This window comes from Shewanella saliphila, from assembly GCF_014648295.1.
GTDB lineage: Bacteria > Pseudomonadota > Gammaproteobacteria > Enterobacterales > Shewanellaceae > Shewanella > Shewanella saliphila.
In genome coordinates this window covers 23225-41193 of record NZ_BMQV01000003.1, presented here as the reverse complement: position 1 = coordinate 41193, position 17969 = coordinate 23225, and the positions used below count along the sequence as shown (strand labels likewise).

Genomic DNA, 17969 nt, shown 5'->3' with positions numbered 1-17969 from the left:
TGTTATTTATTTTGCTTAAATAACAATAAAGAGCCATCGAGGCTTTTTTTAATTGTTTACAGTGAAAAAATAAGTTTTCACTATTAAAAAAATCAATTGAAGAGTTGTGCAGACACCGACAAGAGCTGTGCTCGCGGAGACTAAAAACAAAAAAGGCGCCAAAGGCGCCTTTTTGAAGTTAATTGCATTGCAATTACTTCTTGCCAAGCATACCAAAACGCTTGTTGAACTTGTCGATACGACCGCCAGTGTCAACAACTTTCTGAGTACCAGTGTAGAATGGGTGACATGCACCACATACGTCCAAGTGTAAGTCTTTACCTACAGTTGAATTTACTTTGATAACGTTACCACAAGTACAAGTTGCAGTGATTTCAGCGTAATTTGGGTGAATACCAGGTTTCATTTGGAGTACCTTAAATTGAAGGCCATGTCGCTATCACAACCCGAAGTTGGACACCACATGCAGTTAATAACAATATGTTTTAGGCGCGAGATAATACAGTGTCTACTCTGTTCAGACAAGTAGAATTTATAAGCATTACTATAATTAACCCGAGCTCGGGATAATAAACGCCTTTCAAACAGTCCTTTGCCCTGCTAACTGCGTTGAATCGACTTGCAATAGGCTAGCTATTGACGCGTCAATTCGCCTTGTTAGCAGAACAAATGACAAGCTTGAAAGTGAAAAATGGGTAACATGTTGATTTTAAATAGCATAAGTTCATCCCTTATCCCGAAATCAGGTTAAGTAAACTTTGATTGAGCTTTAGGGTTGCCTTTGCTGTTGTTCAAATGCTTCATAAGCTAACCTGTCTTTTGTCGCATCTTGATACTGCTGCAAGATTGCCTCTGATGGGCAAATCAGCACACTATCTGCCATTAACAAATAAATCTTATTATTCACGAATGCTTGCGGATTGGCATCGAAAATCGCCAACATGGTGCCATAAACATTAGTGTGTAATTGTTTTTGATTACGCACTGCAACGCGCCATAAATTATCTTCTGGGCGTTTATCAATAACACATAGCGATGAGTCGCTCAGCGTCATTTCATCGGTTGTATCTGCCATTTCATCAGCGTCTACACTCACGTTTATATCGATACTGGTATCAACAATGCTCTCTGCAATGTTATCGGCAATGGCTATTGGAGTGCTTTTTTCAACTGGCGCAATCTCTTGAGTACTGGCTAACAATGTAGGCTCTACCTCAGTGGTTGATGCCAATACACTGTCTGTGGTTACTGTAGGTAGGCTCGGTGTCTTGGCGACAACCGCAGTTGCTTTACCTTGTTGGCTGACCACTAAGTTATCAAAGGTCACTCTGTCGGCCTTAACATTTTGGTACTTAACCAATATATCTGCAGGTGGACAGCGTAATGAACTGTCTAATTGCAACATGCTAATGTTGCCTTGATAAAAAGCTTGAGGATTAGACTCGTACAATGCCAACATTGCTCCGTAAATATTAGAGTTCCATTGTTTACGATACCTAACTGCTATTTTCCATAACGAGTCATCTGGTTGCTTAAGAATATTACACCCTTCTAGCAACTCTTGGGTTTGGGCTAATACTGGAGTGGAGTCGACAACTCGACTGACTGTATTAGTAGTAGTAGCTGTAGTTGTAGAAGCTGGAATTGAAGATGAAGGTAACTTCATTTTTTTGATTGCGACAGGGTGGTGATTACTCACTTGTAAGACTGGGCTAAATAGCGGAACGGGTGAATATTGTTGCCACTTGGCATTTCGAAACTCAGACACAATGAGCGCAGCGTCGGGATCACGAAGTTGTTCTTTACCATTGAGTAAAAATACGTCGTTACCTTGACGTTCTACGTCTAATTTTTCTAATACGATATTATCTTGATAAATTTGACGTAAATAAAAAGTTAACCTAGATAAATCATGGTGTTCGGTTACTACATTGACAGTTAGCGTTGGTAATTTTCCACGCTCAAAAGCTGCAGTATCTATACTTATATGGCTGACTTCAGCAACGACAGCTGAAACCTGCCCTACCGCCATGAATGCCAATATGACTAGCAACTTTACGCCTTTCATCCAATCATCCTTCACTTAGCAAAGCTTTAAGACAGCGTCTATAACGCTGAAAATCCATTTATTATATTCTTTATTATTGTTTGTAATTATCTATTTAATATTGCCGCGTTATTTTTACACTGACTTTATTTTTTGCGAGCGACCAGTATTAAAGCAAACAACTATATAAATTAACATTCATTGCTGCAACCAATTACTGACATACCTGAGTAATTACTCAAGCTTTATTTAACTTTGTCACACTTAATCGCACATGGCTCTAATTAGCTGCATGTTTAGCCTCGATGACTTCAAACACTTCTTTATCGACTGTTTTATTATCATATTGGGCCAATATGTTCGACGACGGACAGTTCAATGGCGCATCTTTAAGTAATAAATGAATTTTTTGTTTTGAGAATGCCAACATATTCGCTTCAAAAATCGCTAACATCGCACCATAAACACTGGTATTCCATTGCCCTTTATAACGCTCCGCAATACGCCATAAAGTATCTGAGTTGTCTTTTATAATCTGGCAATTTTCAGGTATTTGAGGTCGTAAAGAGGGTTTATTAACAGCATCAACTTGCTCAGTATTATCACGCGTTACACCCACGTGTGCAGATGTCGGTTTATTGGCTATAACTGATGGCATTGATGTTGTTGACACTTTCGTTAACTGAGCACTGTTAAATGACAACGGCGCGTCAAACAATGCCAACACGGCTAATAAAACAGCACCATCAGGACTGTTTACTGTCACCACTAACTGAGCCTGAGTATCGGTAATAATTTGCTGACCACTGAGCTGCACTAAAAATCGATTTATAGGTTGAACCAGTAATTTTTGTTGTTGCATCTCGCCCTCAATTTGCTGGCGAGTGTAAAAGTTGAGTTGTGAGCCATCATCATTTTGCACAACTAGATTCATTTTTAATAAAGCTTGCTGACCCACATCAAATTGACGGCTATTGATGCTCACATGGCTGACTTGAGCAAAAGCATGCATCACACTCACAAACATTCCGCCTACAACAAACAAGACCATAATAAGTCTTTTATACATAACACTTGCCCTATCACTTTGATGACACTTAGAGGTAAACTGATCCACAATCTTAGATAGCATTAAATAATGATGAAGTCCTATGCCCGTGTTTGTTGAAGTCGCCTTACCCGTCCCACTACGCCAAAACTTTAGTTACCGCGTAAAAGACGAGCAACAAACAACGCTGCAAATTGGGTTGCGAGTTAAAGTACCTTTTGGCCGCCAACAACTCATAGGGTTAATCACCGCAATCACAGACACTTGTGCGTTAGCACCACAACAAATCAAGTCGGTTACCGAGGTATTAGATGATGCCCCATTACTGCCCGACTCGCTATACAAATTAACGCTTTGGGCGGCAAGATATTATTTTACCTCCCAAGGGCAAATGCTCAGCCAAGCCCTTCCTGTCGCCCTGCGCAAAGGGTTAGATGCTACACCACAAGCCATGGTTGAATATCATTTAAACGAGCAAGGCCGTCAAGCAGACTCAAGCGTCCTTAAACGCGCCCCTGCACAAAAAAAACTCTTCGATTTATTGCTAGATAATCCGTTAACTCAAGATGAATTTACCACCCAAGCGTTAAGTAAATCTGCGCTTAAAGCATTGCAAGATAAGCAATGGATTGAACAAAAAAGTGCGGTCATTACTCACGACTTGAGCTGGCGTCACAAGCTGCACATGAACGAGTCGCCGCACAAATTAAATAAACAGCAAGCGGTAGCGGTTTCTGTCCTTACGCAACAGCAAGGATTTCACTGCACCTTACTAGAAGGTATAACCGGCTCGGGTAAAACCGAAGTCTATTTAACCTTGCTCGAAACCATTTTAAAACAAGGTAAACAGGCACTTATTTTAGTGCCCGAAATAGGCTTAACCCCGCAAACCATTAATCGCTTTAAACGCCGGTTTGAAGTCAAAGTGGCGGTGATTCATTCAGGATTGACCGACAACCAGCGCCTTGAAGCCTGGCGACAAGCACGCGTTGGCGAAGCAGCGATTATTATTGGTACTCGTTCGGCATTGTTCACACCAATGGCGTTTCCTGGTCTGATTATTTTAGACGAAGAGCACGACAGCAGCTTTAAACAGCAAGAAGGTGTGCGCTACCACGCCCGCGATCTAGCCGTAATGCGCGGCCATTTAGAAGATATTCAAGTGGTACTTGGCTCAGCAACGCCTTCACTTGAAACCCTACAAAATGCGATATCTGGCCGTTACCACCACCTTGAATTAAGCGAGCGTGCTGGCGCGGCGCAAAAAGTGAAGCAAGGCATTATCGATATCACTTCACAGCCCTTAAAAGCCGGCATGTCAGCCTCGTTAATTAACGAAATGCGCATGCACCTCGATGCTGGCAACCAGGTGTTATTGTTTTTAAATCGTCGTGGTTTTGCCCCAGCGTTACTGTGCCACGAATGTGGCCATTTGCATGAATGCGATCGCTGCGATGCCTTTTTTACCGTACATCAAGGCTTAAACGAAATTTGCTGTCACCACTGTGGTAATCAATATGCTATCCCGAAACAATGTCATCAATGTGGTAGCACCATGTTAATGGGACACGGTTTAGGCACAGAACAGCTTGAGCAAGAGTTGGTGAAGCTGTTCCCGCAATATCCAGTTGTGCGCATTGATCGCGACACTACCCGCCGAAAAGGATCCCTTGAGCAACAGCTACAAGGGATTTACATGGGTAAATATAAAATTCTGGTGGGTACCCAAATGCTGGCTAAAGGACATCATTTTCCCGATGTGACGTTAGTGGGCTTATTGGATGTAGACGGCGCATTATTCAGTGCCGATTTTCGTGCGCCTGAGCGTTTTGGTCAGCTATACACTCAAGTGTCAGGCCGCGCGGGTCGCGCCGATAAACCCGGTAAAGTGCTGTTACAAACCCACCAAAGTGACAACCCCATTTTGCGCGATTTGCTGCAACGTGGTTACGGTGAATTTGCCCGCAGCCAGTTAACGGAGCGCCAACAAGCATTGTTACCGCCAGCATGGCACATGGTGTTAATTAGAGCAGAGGCGCACTTGGCTCAAGATGCTGACGCCTTTTTAGCTCAAATAAGCCAGCTTATCCCGCAAAGTAACGAACTCGAAGTGATTGGCCCAATCCCCGCGCCATTAGACCGTAAAGCCGGAAAATATCGACGCCAGTTAATGCTGCAGGCCAAAAATCGTCAGCAACTACAAACGGTATTTGAGCAGGTACTGAGTCAAATTGAACAACTCCCTGAAAGTAAACGCTGTCGCTGGACGATTGATCGCGACCCACAAGATTTAATGTAATAGCAACCGCCGTGTCATCATTGGTTATAACCTCTGTAATACCGTTCACTGAGATTGTTATTCAGGTTTATGATAAAAAAACCAATATTTCCGCCAAAGCCGATAGCAATTACACCCCATAAACGGCTAAAATACGCGGTTCCGTCATGTCATTCATTTAACGAATTAGTGCAAGCAAACGCCCATGAAATCACATATTGAATCTTTACTAGAACAAACCCTCGAATCTTTTAAACAGCAAGGTATTGTGCCAGCTGATTTTCAAGCGCGCATTCAGGTCGATCGCACTAAAGATAAAAGTCATGGTGACTTAGCGACTAACCTTGCAATGATGCTGACCAAAATAGCAAAAAAGAATCCACGCGAATTAGCCCAATTGATCATCGACAACTTACCGGCATCATCGCACGTTGCTAAAGTTGAAATCGCCGGCCCAGGTTTTATTAATTTCTTTATCGACGACAACGCATTAGCTAATCAGCTACAACAAGCATTAAACGATGACCACTTAGGCGTGAGCTTACCGACTAAGCAAACTATCGTTGTCGATTATTCATCGCCAAACCTAGCTAAAGAAATGCACGTAGGTCACTTACGTTCAACCATTATTGGTGACAGCGTTGTTCGTGCGCTTGAGTTTTTAGGTCATAACGTAATCCGTCAAAACCACGTTGGCGACTGGGGCACACAATTCGGTATGTTACTGGCCTACATGGAAGAGTTACGTGCAGCCAATGGCGAACAAGCCAAAATGGAATTGTCTGATCTAGAAAGCTTTTACCGTGCCGCAAAAGTCCGCTTTGACGAATCAACAGAATTTGCCACCCGCGCACGCCAGTTAGTGGTTGCCTTACAATCGGGCGACGAATACTGCAATAAACTATGGCGTGAGTTTAACGACATCTCACTAAGCCACTGTCATGATGTATACAAACGTCTAGGTGTGAGCCTAACGCGCGCTGATGTTCACGGCGAAAGTGCTTACAACGCAGACCTTGCTCAGGTCGTTAAAGATTTAGACGCCCAAGGGTTATTGAGCGAAAGTAATGGCGCTAAAGTGGTATTCCAAGAAGAATTCCGCACTAAAGAAGGCGAGCCATTACCGGTTATTATTCAAAAAGCTGATGGCGGTTACTTATATGCCACTTCTGATTTAGCCGCAATGCGCTATCGTTCAAACGTACTGAAAGCCGACCGCGCACTGTACTTTGTTGATTTACGCCAAGCGCTGCATTTCCAGCAAGTATTTAGCCTTGCCAAGTTAGCAAAATTTGTTCGTCCAGAAATGTCTCTAGAGCACACAGGCTTTGGCACCATGAACGGTGAAGATGGTCGTCCATTTAAAACCCGTTCAGGCGGCGTAGTTAAATTAGTCGACTTATTAGATGAAGCGAACGTGCGCGCACTTGAACTGGTGCGCAGCAAAAATCCAGACATGGACGAAGCAACACTCACTGAAATCGCCCGCGTTGTCGGGATCAGTGCAGTTAAGTACGCTGACTTATCTAAAAACCGCACCAGCGATTATATTTTCAGCTTCGAGCAAATGCTAAGTTTCGAGGGTAATACCGCGCCATACTTACTGTATGCCTATACTCGCGTAGCCGGTATTTTCAAACGTGCTGAAGACATCGATTTAAGTCAGGCTAAAATCGTCCTTGAACACGAAAAAGAAAAAGATTTAGGCACCAAGTTAGCCCAGTTTGGTGAAGTATTAACTCGCATGACAGACAAAGGCTTACCACATGTGCTGTGTGGCTACTTGTTTGAGTTAGCGAGTGAGTTCTCAAGCTTTTACGAAGCCTGCCCAGTTTTAGCGGCTGACACTGAAGCGCAAAAACAAAGCCGTTTATTGTTATCGCAACTTACTGCCAACACCCTTAAAACCGGTTTATCTCTGCTTGGCATTGAAACTTTAGAGCGGATGTAATCATGAGTCGCGACTACGCAAACCGCAAACCTAAGGGAAGCAAACCCACTAAAAGCCGTGCAACCAAGCGTAAAAAAGCGCCGGCGCGCAGCTTTCCGTATTTGCCTGTATTTGTTGTTGTCGCGCTTATTATCGGCTTTGGTTACTTTTTATGGTCGATAAACGGCAGCTCAGACATCCAGGTGACAGAGCCCGCCCAGCAACCTAAAAAGAAAACCGTACAAGCTGAAACTGAAACTGCGCCGACACCTGCGGCCAAAAAAGTGGTTAAGCCAGATCCTAATGCTTTGCCGCCTATGCCTCAAGAAGAGTGGACTTATCTTGAAGAATTAGAAAACAAAGAAGTTGAAATTGACTTGCCTGCTACAGGCGTGGTTTCAAGCGGTATTTATCAAATGCAATGCGGCTCGTTTAGACAAGAGTCACAAGCAAATGAAATGAAAGCCCGCATAGCATTTCAAGGTATGGAAGCCCAAGTGCGACGCAGCGAAGGCACAAATGGTATTTGGTACCGCGTAGTATTAGGGCCTTTCCCCAACAAACGCGAAGCTGAAACCAACCGCCATAAAATGCAAAAGTCAGGCATTAACACCTGCCAAATTTGGTTATGGCAATAGCGCTTTTCTATCGACTAACGCGATAAACTTTCATCAGCCCTGTTCACTTGAGCAGGGCTTTTTTAATGCTGTCCTTGATATCTCTCATTTTGGCCCCATATCCATTTTAATCATGAATCAACAATTGCATTCGTTGATGCATTAAAAGAGGATTTACCGTGACTACAATCGTATCCGTACGCCGCAATAATCAAGTTGTCATCGCAGGCGATGGCCAAGTATCTTTAGGCAATACCGTCATGAAAGGCAACGCGCGTAAAGTGCGTCGCTTGTATCATAATAAAGTATTAGCTGGTTTTGCAGGCGGTACAGCCGATGCATTTACTCTTTTTGAGCGCTTTGAAGCCAAGCTCGAAATGCATCAAGGCCATTTATTAAAGTCAGCCGTTGAGCTTGCCAAAGATTGGCGTACCGACAGAATGCTGCGCAAACTCGAAGCCATGTTAGTGGTGGCTGATGGTGAAGCCTCATTAATTATTACCGGTAACGGCGATGTAGTGCAGCCAGAATACGACCTAGTGGCCATTGGCTCGGGTGGTAACTATGCCCAAGCCTCAGCACTCGCCCTATTGCAAAATACCGAACTCAGCGCCGAAGAAATTGCGGATAAATCGTTGACCATTGCCGGCGACATTTGCGTATTTACCAACCAATTCAAAACTATCGAAAAGTTAGATTACTAATTCGAGCGTTAATAAAGGAACAGTTATGTCTGAAATGACTCCACGCGAGATTGTTCACGAACTAGACTCGCATATCATCGGCCAAAAAAATGCTAAACGCTCAGTCGCCGTTGCCTTACGTAACCGCTGGCGCCGTATGCAGCTTGAGCCGTCGTTACGTCACGAAGTCACCCCAAAAAACATTTTAATGATTGGCCCAACCGGTGTCGGTAAAACCGAAATAGCCCGTCGTTTAGCCAAACTAGCTAACGCGCCATTTATTAAAGTGGAAGCGACAAAATTTACCGAAGTGGGTTATGTCGGTAAAGAGGTTGAACAAATCATCCGTGATTTAACTGACTCAGCGGTGAAAATGACCCGCGAGCAGCAAATGAAAAAATGTCGTCATCGCGCTGAAGAAATGGCCGAAGAACGAATTCTAGACGCGCTATTGCCTAAAGCGAAAGATGATTGGGACACTGAGCCAAAAGACGACTCAAACACCCGTCAAGTATTCCGTAAAAAACTGCGTGAAGGCCAGCTAGACGACAAAGAAATTGAAATCGATGTGGCTGCGCCACAAATTGGCGTTGAAATCATGTCACCTCCAGGCATGGAAGAAATGACCAACCAGCTACAAGGTTTATTCCAAAATCTTGGCCAAAGCACCTCAAAACGCAAAAAGCTTAAGATTAAAGATGCTTACAAACAGCTAGTTGAAGATGAAGCCGCCAAGCTGGTTAATCAAGAAGATCTTAAAGAGCAAGCCATCGAGTTGGTTGAACAAAATGGCATTGTGTTTTTAGACGAAATCGACAAAATCTGTAAGCGCGGCGAAAGCTCAGGCCCAGATGTGTCGCGTGAAGGTGTGCAACGTGATTTACTGCCATTAGTTGAAGGCTGTACTGTCACCACTAAACACGGCATGGTGAAAACCGACCATATTTTATTTATTGCCTCGGGTGCATTCCAGATGTCAAAACCATCTGACTTAATCCCAGAGTTGCAAGGTCGTTTACCTATTCGTGTTGAGTTAGATGCCCTAACGGCTAGTGATTTTAAGCGTATTCTGACTGAGCCACATGCATCTTTAACTGAACAATATATTGCGCTAATGGCAACAGAAGGTGTCACGATAGAGTTTGCAGAATCAGGCATTGAACGCATTGCAGAAGCAGCATGGCAAGTCAATGAGCGCACTGAAAATATTGGCGCTCGCCGTTTGCATACCGTGATGGAAAAGCTGATGGAAGAAATCTCTTACGATGCGTCTGAAAAGTCAGGCTCTACGTTTGCGATTGATGCACAGTATGTTAACGATCACCTTGATACCTTGGTACAAGATGAAGATTTAAGCCGCTTTATTTTATAAGATTTAAGCTTAAATCATTTTGTGTTGATACATAATTTATCGACACAAACTGATGGACATTAAACGTCACAAATAGACTTAACAACAATAGGATTAACAGCAAAGTCGCGTATGATGATAATCTGCGATTTAGCGTTAATCCTTTTTTTTATAGGTATTCCCATGACTCAATCAACGCCAACTGTTAGTGGTATTAAGCTTAAGCGCCAATCTAAGTTATTAGAAGTCACATTTGATAACGGCCAAACCTACAACATCAGCTGTGAAATGCTCCGCGTATTCTCCCCGTCGGCTGAAGTACAGCGTCATGGCAACCCAATATTAGTCACTCACAAGAAAGCGGTAAATATCAAAGCGCTCGAACCTGTGGGTCATTATGCGGTAAAAATCACCTTTGATGATGGTCATGACACCGGCCTATATTCTTGGCAAGTGCTATACAATTTATGCAGCAATCAAGCTGAATTATGGCAGCAGTATTTAGCTAGACTGCGGGCAGAGAAAGGTTCACGCGAACCATTGATTGATATGAATATTAAGTATTCATAGTATCAATCGAGTTAACGCTTAATTAATTTCGGGTATTTGCTTAACTTTACTCATCACGATCAGCGGTTGACACTCAAACGATTAATCTAGGTGTTATGGTTCAATCGTAATGAGGTTTTTATGAAACAGTTAACCCACACATCAGCGTCAAAAATTAAAGTATTGCTAGTAATAATGACCTTGGTTAGCTTGAGTGGATGCGCTCCATTTTTTCATCGAGGACACTTAGTGCCCCCGGTGAATAGAGTGGCCACTCAAAAAATAACCGTCGTTAAACCAATAACATATAACATCGCCAACGTTAATAACGTGCGTAAAAAAGATGTCGTTATCATTCGAAAACGTTAAAAGCCCCAAATAAAATGCCAGCTACTTTGCTGGCATTTACTTGTATTAATTTGCATCCATTGCTTGCCCTTGGGCATGCCTTATAACCAATAAAAACCTTAGTTTATTCTTAACGCCACCCGATTCTTGCTTAGAAAACACTCAAATGCTAATATGAACTGTATGACTCAGTGATACACTTAAAGGATTTTAAGTGGGCAGAATATTCAAAACACCTGATTTTACATCTTGGGCTAAAAATGAAAATGTTGATGATTCTGCCCTACTCGCTGCGATTCAAGAAGTTGAAAATGGACTTATCGATGCCAAACTTGGTGGTAATGTCATTAAAAAACGAGTTGCTCGAACTGGCCAAGGTAAAAGTGGTGGTTTTAGAACTATCATTGCTTTTAACGTTGATGATAAATCGTTTTTTATCTTTGGTTTTTCCAAAAATGAAAAGGCGAATATTTCAATAAAAGAAAAGACAGCATTAAAGATTATTGCTAAAGAGTTGCTCTCTTACGACAATAAGCAGTTAGCTAAAGCATTAAAAAGCAAAGCACTTTACGAGGTAATACGAGATGAGTAGATTATTAAAATCACTTCATAACACAGCACAAGGCTTACATGATACAGGAGTCATGAAAACGGCGACCATGCGTGAGCTAGATGTTCTCTGTTTACCTGAAATAAACGTATTGTCGGCAGCGCAAATTAAACATATTCGAATCACAAATAATCTTAGCCAACCTGTATTTGCGAGGGGCCTTAATGTTTCAGTATCGAGTGTACAAAAATGGGAGCAAGGTAAACGACATCCTGAAGGGCCTGCTTTAAAACTGCTACATCTAGTGCAAAAAAATGGTTTTGATTTACTTAAAGCGTAACGAGTAATTCCATAATCAAACCCTCGCCTCGAAACCCAAACAAAAATGCCAGCATTTCTGCTGGCATTTTTAATTCAACAATTAACTAGTTCAAACTTAAACAGCAGCTTGGAAAATCACGCTGTCAGCTTTCTTCGTGTAAGAGTCGATTTGATCGAAGTTCAAGTAACGGTAAGTGTCAGCTGCAGTTGCATCTAATTCTTTCGCGTATTCTTGATACTCTTGTGGAGAAGGTAGACGACCTAACAAGGCTGCTACAGCCGCAAGCTCAGCTGATGCTAAGTAAACGTTTGCACCAGTACCTAAACGGTTAGGGAAGTTACGCGTTGAAGTAGACACAACGGTAGCACCTTCAGCAACACGTGCCTGGTTACCCATACAAAGAGAACAACCAGGGATCTCTATACGAGCACCGACACGACCGAAGATTGAATAGTAACCTTCTTCCGTTAACTGGTCGCGGTCCATCTTAGTTGGAGGCGCAATCCATAAGCGTGTTGGCAATGTTTTAGCAAACTTGTCTAACATCTTACCGGTTGCACGGAAGTGACCGATGTTTGTCATACAAGAACCCACGAACACTTCGTCAATCTTAGTGTCTGCAACGCTTGATAATAATACTGCATCATCAGGATCGTTTGGTGCACAAAGGATTGGCTCTTTAATGTCGTTTAAGTCGATTTCGATAATTTCAGCATATTCTGCATCTTTATCAGCTTCCATCAACTCAGGGTTAGCAATCCACTCTTGCATTGCAAGAATACGACGTTCGATGGTACGGCGATCGCCATAACCTTCGCTGATCATCCACTTTAACATCACGATGTTAGAGTTTAAGTATTCAATGATTGGCTCTTTGTCTAACTTAATAGTACAACCAGCAGCACTACGCTCTGCAGATGCATCAGACAGTTCGAATGCTTGTTCAACTTTCAGTTTTTCAAGACCTTCGATTTCTAATACGCGACCAGAGAAAGCATTAATTTTGCCTTTTTTCTCAACCGTTAACAGACCCATTTCAATCGCCTTTAACGGGATAGCATGTACTAGGTCACGCAGTGTGATACCTGGTTGCATTTTACCTTTAAAGCGAACCAAAACTGATTCTGGCATATCAAGAGGCATCACACCTGTTGCTGCAGCAAAAGCTACTAGGCCAGAACCGGCTGGGAATGAAATACCAATTGGGAAACGAGTATGTGAATCACCACCAGTACCAACGGTATCTGGTAACAGCATACGGTTTAACCAAGAGTGAATAACACCATCACCTGGACGTAACGCAACACCGCCACGGTTCATGATGAAATCAGGCAGTTTGTGGTGTGTTTCAACGTCAACTGGCTTTGGATAAGCCGCTGTGTGACAGAATGACTGCATGGTTAAATCAGCACTAAAACCTAAACAGGCTAAGTCTTTTAACTCATCACGTGTCATTGGGCCAGTAGTATCTTGCGAGCCTACTGAGGTCATTTTAGGTTCGCAATATTGGCCAGGACGAATACCTTTCACGCCACATGCTTTACCGACCATTTTTTGTGCAAGGGTAAAGCCCTTGTCTGATGCAACAACATCTTCAGGACGAACAAATACGTCAGATGCTGGTAAGCCTAACGTTTCACGTGCGCGATCTGTTAAGCCGCGACCAATGATCAATGGAATACGACCACCAGCACGAACTTCGTCTAACAATACGTCAGTTTTAAGCTCGAACGTAGAGATAACTTCGTCAGTACCGCCACGCTTAACTACGCCTTCATATGGATAAATGTCGATAACATCGCCCATTTCCATGTTATCAACGTTTAGCTCAATCGGTAATGCGCCTGCATCTTCCATAGTGTTGAAGAAAATAGGGGCAATCTTGTTACCTAAACAGAAACCACCAGCGCGCTTGTTAGGTACATAAGGGATATCATCACCCATGAACCACAATACTGAGTTAGTTGCTGATTTACGTGAAGAACCGGTACCTACAACATCACCAACATAAACAAGCGGGTGACCTTTTTCTTTTAAGGCTTCGATTTCTTTGATTGGGCCCACTTCGCCAGACACATCAGGTACGATGCCGTCACGGGCGTTTTTCAACATGGCTAATGCATGTAATGGGATATCTGGACGAGACCATGCATCAGGTGCTGGAGACAGGTCATCAGTGTTGGTTTCACCCGCCACTTTAAATACAGTCAAGGTCACTTTGTCAGCAAGTTTTGGACGGTTTAAGAACCAATCCGCATTTGCCCAAGCTTCAACCACTTGTTTAGCCGACTCATTACCAGCTTGCATTTTTTCTACCACGTCGTGGTATGCATCAAACATTAATAATGTGTTTGATAATGCTTTAACAGCCAGTGGTGCTAATGCTGGAGTTTCTAATTGAGCAATTAACGGCTCAATGTTGTAACCGCCTTGCATAGTACCTAATAACTCAACTGCGCGTTCAGCTGATAAAATAGGTGATTTTACAGTGCCTTTTGCCACTGCGTCTAAGAATGCCGCTTTCACGTAGGCAGCTTCATCAACACCTGGTGGGATACGGTTTTCTAATAAGTCGAGGACTACAGCCTCTTCCCCAGCAGGAGGAGTCTCAACTAATTTTACTAATTCAGCCACTTGTTGTGCATCTAATGGCTTAGGGACAACACCCTCTGCAGCACGTTCTGCGACGTGTTTACGATATGCTTCTAGCACGGCAACATTCCTCTTTGTTTGACGCCTAACGGCGAAACTCAGCGCACATATTGTTACGCTGATAATTCCACAGGTTCGGGCTTGAAATCCGATGTTTAGTATACTACAGCTTTATAAAAGTATGAATCAGATCACACTGTTAGAAGCTTTAAATCAACTCGATTTATCCAGCTAAAAATCAATTTAACGCCTCTGGTAATAAATTAAAATTAGACAATAGTTTGAAACAGGCTAAAACACATTTAAATACATAAACTTAAATCTAGCCTGTTGATTGAACTTTTACATGAATAAATATCGACTTTTGAGATGAAATATTTTTTAAAAACTTGTGCATGAGTTGTATCTAAACCACAAGATCGCGATAATTAATGCCTAAATGAGGTGATTCAAGGAACTTGTGCGGTGTCGACCAAAATAAAAGCGGTAATTTTTGATATGGATGGAATTTTGATCGATTCAGAACCCGCCTGGCAACTTGCTGAACAAACTGTATTGAACAGCCTTGGGCTTAATTTGACTCTTGAACAAGTTGAGCAAACCACCGGACTGCGAATTGACCAAGTAGTGAGTTATTGGTATCAGCGCTTTCCTTGGCCTCATTATGACAACACGGCCACCGCCAATAAGATAGTGAATGAAGTCATTGCGCAAATTAGCGCAACGGGTGAGCCAATGTTCGGCGTGATTGACTCACTAGAAGCATGCAAGCGACTTGGGCTTAAAATCGGCCTCGCCACATCATCGTCATCGCGAATTATTCACGCTGTGCTCGATAAACTCGCCATTGGTCATTATTTTGAAGCACTCGAGTCTGCTGAGAACTTAGCTTACGGTAAGCCACACCCTGAAGTGTATTTAAACTGCGCTAACGCACTTGGTATTGCGCCAAGCCAATGCATTGCCATTGAAGACTCGTTTAATGGCTTAATTGCTGCCCGAGCAGCCACCATGCAAACCGTGGCGATTCCTGCGCCTCATACCGTTAACCAAGCAAAATGGGTCATCGCCCATCATAAACTCGCTCACGCAGGATTATTACCCGAGCTTCTCGGCGCCTAGGCCGCTACGCGGAGAGTGCGCTTCGCTTCTAGGGCGGACTTCGTCCTGCTAGGGGCAGCTTCGCTGTTAAGATTTTATAGCCTCTAGGCTTTTGGCTTAAATAGACTGCTTAAAAGTTCTTGCCTAAAAACAGGTAAAACGCCGTATCACCTCGGTTTGTCACACCAAAACCAAGCGCCGCAGGGCCTAATTCAGTGTCGGTACCTAGGTATAAACTACTGGCATAAATTAAGTCATCTAAGTCCATTTGGCTACGCTCAAACCACACATTACCGCCCTCAAGGCTAGCGCCTAAATAAAGAGGTAAGTCGGTAATGAGTACGTCACGTCCCAAATCATACTGATAAATAATCGCACTGAATATTTTATGTGCGCCGACTAAGGTATCTTTACGGTAGCCTGACAAATTTAAAAAGCCGCCTAATTCAGCAACATGTAGAGTGAAGTTGCCGTCATTTTCAGTAGTAGCAAATTCAACTTTACCCACAATAGCGTGATTACCCAGTTTTAATGCCCCTTTCCAGTCGGCTTCAAATTGCCATGCAAGGTCGTCGCTAAATGTAGTATCGCTAGTTGTAACGCCACTGTAAGACTCATCTCTTAAATAACTCGTAAAGGTAAATCGATTACCATCGGTCGGAAAGCTAATACTGTTTAAGGTGTCATAACTGATTTTAAAATAGGCCCCTGTTGAGTGGTAACTAATTGAATCTTGGTTATCTATTTCACTTTTTACATGGCCATTTTCACCAATAAAGCCAAGTTCCATAATGCCATCGGAGTCATAGTTGTAACCTAAACCTAGCTCAAGCTGCGCAACGTTATTTTCGAGTAATAAATAGCTGCTGTCTTCATCAAGAACATCCCAATTTAACATTTGGTACTGTAAACGTGCCAGGCTATAAAACGTTTTGTCGCGATCTAATGGTTGATAAAACTCAGTCGCAATCAATTTGCGGTAACCTAATTCAATTTCGTTACGCCATTCACCACCATTTTGGGTGATATCGGTCATGTTAAATGCCAAGCCTACTGTAATAGCAGAGTCTAAACTAAAGTCATCTTCCCAGTTAAAACCAGCTTGAAAATAATTCGGTCCCCAAGATTTAGCTTTGGTGGTTACGGTTAGAATACGTCCTTGCTCTACGTCTTCAAACTCAGCATTAACGCGTTCAAATTTATTTAAGGCATAAAGTCGGTTAATGGCAGAGGCTAAGTCCTCTTTAGTTAACACATCCCCCTCTTTGATATCGAGGCGTTCACGCAATAATTTTTCACTGACTTTTGATTGATTATCAAAGGCAATTTTATAAATCGGTTTTTTAAGTGGGTCATTCCACTGCAAGCTTTGTTGTGTTTTTCCCGCTTGATAAGCCAAATAAGCAGACTCTTTTATCGATAACGATTTGAGTTTTTCTAATTGAATTTTTGCAGCATCCTCGCCTAATTTAAGTGCCAGCGGCATAATAGAAAAGTCGGTGGTACTGAGCACATCAATGGCTGGGCGAATAAGAATATCGCGTTCTGTCAGTAACGTTTTTTGGCGGGCAGTACTGGCTTGAGTCAATATGGTCGACAATTGTTCAAGTACAGCAACCGTACTGTCGAGCCGGTCCTGACCCACTAATGGTGAGCCTATATCAACGGCAATAATAATATCGGCGCCCATGGCTTTAACCACATCCACAGGCATATTATTTGCGATGCCACCATCAACTAATAAACGGCCGTCAATAATAGCCGGTTGCAGCGCGCCAGGAACCGTTGCTGATGCTTGCATGGCCTGTACCACGCTACCACTTGATAGTACAACCGCTTCACTGGTGGCTAAGTCGGTCGCCACCGCGCGGTATGGAATCGCAAGATCGTCAAAATCACCAAATTGCTCAACTAAATCAGTGGAATGTCTAAGTAACAACGACATGCTATGCCCGCGTAATAAGCCACTTGGTGAGGTTAAGCGGTTGTCGTTATAGCCAACGTTAATTGGAATATTAAATTGATCGCGCTGTTGTTTGTCACGATAGCTTAAGCTTTCACGTGGAATCGTATCTGAGTAGCCGTCAGCCCACTCGCTATTAAGCATGATTTTTTCAATTTGTTCTGCGCTATAACCCAGGGCATACATGCCAGCAACGTATGCGCCAATACTGGTTCCGGCAACATAATCGACAGGGATCCGGTGCTTTTCGAGTACTTTTAATACTCCAATATGCGCGGTGCCTTTTGCGCCCCCGCCACTGAGTACAAGCCCAATAGTCGGTCTTTCTTTCGCTATTTTAGAAGCCGCCATTGCAGGTTGTAACACTGCACTAAAGCAAAGGCAGCTTAGCAAAAACCAGCTTAACTGGTTAAGGCGCAAAATTGTTAGCATAAATCATTCCGCAATTAAGTAAAAACAACGCATTCTAACAAGATTTAACCAATACCCAAACTAATAGACTCAGGCTTGCTCATCAATAATATTGCTTG

14 protein-coding genes are annotated in these 17969 nt (G+C 42.9%); 9 read left to right on the top strand and 5 right to left on the bottom strand.

Annotated features, from left to right (window positions below; translation table 11 throughout):
• Positions 1-193: 193 nt before the first annotated feature.
• From rpmE to IEY48_RS02740, 3 genes are all read right to left on the bottom strand, one after another.
• Positions 194-406 carry a 50S ribosomal protein L31 gene (gene rpmE / locus IEY48_RS02750; protein WP_188917011.1) on the bottom strand — a complete coding sequence of 71 codons (213 nt, stop codon included), beginning with the start codon at positions 404-406 and terminating at the stop codon, positions 194-196.
• Positions 407-769: 363 nt separating this feature from the next.
• Complete coding sequence (locus tag IEY48_RS02745) at positions 770-2068, bottom strand: FimV/HubP family polar landmark protein (protein ID WP_188917009.1); 1299 nt, start codon at positions 2066-2068, stop codon at positions 770-772.
• A 259-nt stretch (positions 2069-2327) separates the two neighbouring features.
• A complete protein-coding gene (locus tag IEY48_RS02740; protein ID WP_229786297.1) occupies positions 2328-3116 on the bottom strand; it encodes a FimV/HubP family polar landmark protein in 789 nt (262 codons plus the stop codon).
• Between the two features lie 82 nt (positions 3117-3198).
• On the opposite strand from IEY48_RS02740, the gene priA reads away from it, so the two are divergent.
• The 8 genes from priA to IEY48_RS02700 all read left to right on the top strand — a co-directional run bounded on the left by priA (position 3199) and on the right by IEY48_RS02700 (position 11741).
• Positions 3199-5394, top strand: coding sequence for a primosomal protein N' (gene priA, locus IEY48_RS02735; RefSeq protein WP_188917005.1), 2196 nt, complete (start codon positions 3199-3201; stop codon positions 5392-5394).
• 184 nt (positions 5395-5578) lie between these two features.
• The gene (gene argS / locus IEY48_RS02730) at positions 5579-7324 is read left to right on the top strand and encodes an arginine--tRNA ligase (RefSeq protein ID WP_188917003.1); all 1746 of its coding nucleotides are present in this window, start codon (positions 5579-5581) and stop codon (positions 7322-7324) included.
• Positions 7324-7941, top strand: coding sequence for an SPOR domain-containing protein (locus IEY48_RS02725; protein WP_188917185.1), 618 nt, complete (start codon positions 7324-7326; stop codon positions 7939-7941). Before argS ends, IEY48_RS02725 begins: the two co-directional genes overlap by 1 nt.
• Before the next feature lie 158 nt (positions 7942-8099).
• On the top strand, positions 8100-8624 hold the full coding sequence (gene hslV, locus IEY48_RS02720) for an ATP-dependent protease subunit HslV (RefSeq protein ID WP_188917001.1): 525 nt from the start codon (positions 8100-8102) through the stop codon (positions 8622-8624).
• A 25-nt stretch (positions 8625-8649) separates the two neighbouring features.
• Positions 8650-9975, top strand: coding sequence for an ATP-dependent protease ATPase subunit HslU (gene hslU / locus IEY48_RS02715; protein WP_188916999.1), 1326 nt, complete (start codon positions 8650-8652; stop codon positions 9973-9975).
• A 162-nt stretch (positions 9976-10137) separates the two neighbouring features.
• Positions 10138-10524, top strand: a complete 387-nt coding sequence (locus IEY48_RS02710; protein WP_188916997.1) for a gamma-butyrobetaine hydroxylase family protein — start codon at positions 10138-10140, stop codon at positions 10522-10524.
• A gap of 541 nt (positions 10525-11065) precedes the next feature.
• On the top strand, positions 11066-11443 hold the full coding sequence (locus tag IEY48_RS02705; protein WP_188916995.1) for a type II toxin-antitoxin system RelE/ParE family toxin: 378 nt from the start codon (positions 11066-11068) through the stop codon (positions 11441-11443).
• Positions 11436-11741 (top strand): helix-turn-helix domain-containing protein, encoded by a 306-nt coding sequence (locus IEY48_RS02700; RefSeq protein WP_188916994.1) that lies wholly within the window; start codon positions 11436-11438, stop codon positions 11739-11741. Before IEY48_RS02705 ends, IEY48_RS02700 begins: the two co-directional genes overlap by 8 nt.
• 96 nt (positions 11742-11837) lie before the next feature.
• Here the strand turns inward: IEY48_RS02700 and acnB are convergent, their stop codons facing one another.
• The gene (gene acnB / locus IEY48_RS02695) at positions 11838-14435 is read right to left on the bottom strand and encodes a bifunctional aconitate hydratase 2/2-methylisocitrate dehydratase (protein WP_188916991.1); all 2598 of its coding nucleotides are present in this window, start codon (positions 14433-14435) and stop codon (positions 11838-11840) included.
• Positions 14436-14840: 405 nt separating this feature from the next.
• Here acnB and hxpB point away from each other — a divergent pair, with 405 nt between their 5' ends.
• Entirely contained in the window at positions 14841-15497 is a 657-nt protein-coding gene (gene hxpB, locus IEY48_RS02690) for a hexitol phosphatase HxpB (RefSeq protein WP_188916989.1), read from the top strand.
• 109 nt (positions 15498-15606) lie between these two features.
• Here hxpB and IEY48_RS02685 read toward each other — a convergent pair whose 3' ends face one another.
• The gene (locus IEY48_RS02685) at positions 15607-17871 is read right to left on the bottom strand and encodes a patatin-like phospholipase family protein (protein WP_188916987.1); all 2265 of its coding nucleotides are present in this window, start codon (positions 17869-17871) and stop codon (positions 15607-15609) included.
• Positions 17872-17969 lie beyond the last annotated feature (98 nt).

Coding starts and splice junctions, on each gene's coding strand:
- IEY48_RS02710 (WP_188916997.1), top strand. CDS start 10,138: ATGACTCAATCAACGCCAACTGTTAGTGGTATTAAGCTTAAGCGCCAA.
- IEY48_RS02745 (WP_188917009.1), bottom strand. CDS start 2,068: ATGAAAGGCGTAAAGTTGCTAGTCATATTGGCATTCATGGCGGTAGGG.
- hslU (WP_188916999.1), top strand. CDS start 8,650: ATGTCTGAAATGACTCCACGCGAGATTGTTCACGAACTAGACTCGCAT.
- IEY48_RS02700 (WP_188916994.1), top strand. CDS start 11,436: ATGAGTAGATTATTAAAATCACTTCATAACACAGCACAAGGCTTACAT.
- rpmE (WP_188917011.1), bottom strand. CDS start 406: ATGAAACCTGGTATTCACCCAAATTACGCTGAAATCACTGCAACTTGT.
- IEY48_RS02685 (WP_188916987.1), bottom strand. CDS start 17,871: ATGCTAACAATTTTGCGCCTTAACCAGTTAAGCTGGTTTTTGCTAAGC.
- argS (WP_188917003.1), top strand. CDS start 5,579: ATGAAATCACATATTGAATCTTTACTAGAACAAACCCTCGAATCTTTT.
- priA (WP_188917005.1), top strand. CDS start 3,199: ATGCCCGTGTTTGTTGAAGTCGCCTTACCCGTCCCACTACGCCAAAAC.
- IEY48_RS02740 (WP_229786297.1), bottom strand. CDS start 3,116: ATGTATAAAAGACTTATTATGGTCTTGTTTGTTGTAGGCGGAATGTTT.